We start from the raw sequence: 1437 nt of genomic DNA, 5'->3' as shown, positions 1-1437 counted from the left end.
CTGGCCGATAATGTGGCCAGCCGTATCAATGGCACGTTGTAAAATACTGGAATAAGCAGCGGTAAATTCTACTTGTTGTAGCGCTACGCTGGCTTTTAGAGCTCCTGTAATTCCTTGTTCGGTCAGTGGTGAATTGCCTGATCCCTGCAAAAGCCCCTGTTCGTTCCATTGGGTACGGCCATGGCGAATAAAATAAAAAGTGAGTTGTTTTGACATCATAGTTCCTTGGAGAACGGGAAGTATAGGGTATAACTAATTCATGATGCAAAGGCCGTCTGAAACGATAATTTCAGACGGCCTTTTTACTTTAACGTGTGCCGTTTAGATAAGGTCGTGCCTGGAGGATGACAAGCTTACCATTGTCAAACGCCCATTCGATGTCCTGCTCACCATTAGCAAATAGCTGTTTGATTTGTTGGCCGGTTTGGTCAAGGTGACGTATTTGTTCTTGATTCATTACATTGCCACTGGTTACAGGCACCTCGCGTACTCCACCATTTTTATCTAGTTGCAACGCTGTGGTTTCATTAGAGGAGCTGAGACGTTGTACAGAATCATTGCGACGGTTATAGACTACCTGTTCGGCTACCCGTTTGCCCTCAACGACACGAATACCCAACCCGTGTTTGGCGGCAATGTAGGCGCTGTTTTTCTGAGCAGTATCATAAGGATTGATGGTAACCAACACACCGGAGAGATCTGCATTGATGCTTTGTTGTACGAAGACACTCATTTTCACGCTATCGTGAGGCAGTCCGGCAATACGGCGGGCTTCGTATGCGCTGTAATTGAAAACGGAGGCCCAAGATTGCTTCACTGCTTCGGCCAACGCGTTTTCATCGGTAACATTTGGCACGGTGGTGTACAGCCCTGCGCCGCTGAAATTGGGCAGGTCTTCGGAATTAGAGGAGCTGCGGACAAACACGCCTTTGCTGTTTAATTGATTGCGCCATTGCTCAGCCCATCTGCGCTTCCATTCTGACGGGATTTCGGCATCGGTAATTTTTTTCTGCAGTGTGAGTAAAGCAGTGCGGCGCTTGCGGTTGTCTCCATCACTTTGCGTTTCGATTTGTGCCAGTATTGTTGCATTAATACCCAGCCTAACCATCATGGCTTGATAGTAGGCAAACGGAATGCAGAATCCGTCAGGAACGTTGCTGCCTGCAATATGGGCACGGATATGGCCGAGGTTGGCAGCCTTACTGCCGCAGTAACGGCTGTCATCACGGCGCAGGTTTGCCAAAGCCCTAAGGCCATAATCGGAAACATCAGGTTGGGGCAGGGTAAGGCCGTCTGAAAAGCTTTTACTGGTAGTGTTCCGGTTGGTTTGGACAATTCGGTATTGTTTAGCAGTCGCTTCAAATTCGATACGACGGCCAATATACGGGGCTAGGATTTTTTCTGCGTCTTTAAGGTAAATATTGGGAATCCCCCAAC

2 protein-coding genes are annotated in these 1437 nt (G+C 48.1%); both read right to left on the bottom strand.

The window, feature by feature from the left end; all coding sequences use genetic code 11:
• Positions 1 to 216, bottom strand: a 216-nt coding sequence (locus ACTHUR_RS11070) for a histidine phosphatase family protein (RefSeq protein ID WP_440398606.1), incomplete at its 3' end; no start/stop codon positions are given.
• 91 nt (positions 217 to 307) lie between these two features.
• The coding region (locus ACTHUR_RS11065) for a PEP/pyruvate-binding domain-containing protein (RefSeq protein ID WP_440398605.1) at positions 308 to 1437 on the bottom strand (1130 nt) is incomplete at its 5' end.

This window comes from Neisseria sp. P0021.S007 (genome assembly GCF_051956855.1).
The sequence above is the reverse complement of the archived record's forward strand: the minus strand, read 5'-3'. Positions and strand labels throughout refer to the sequence as shown.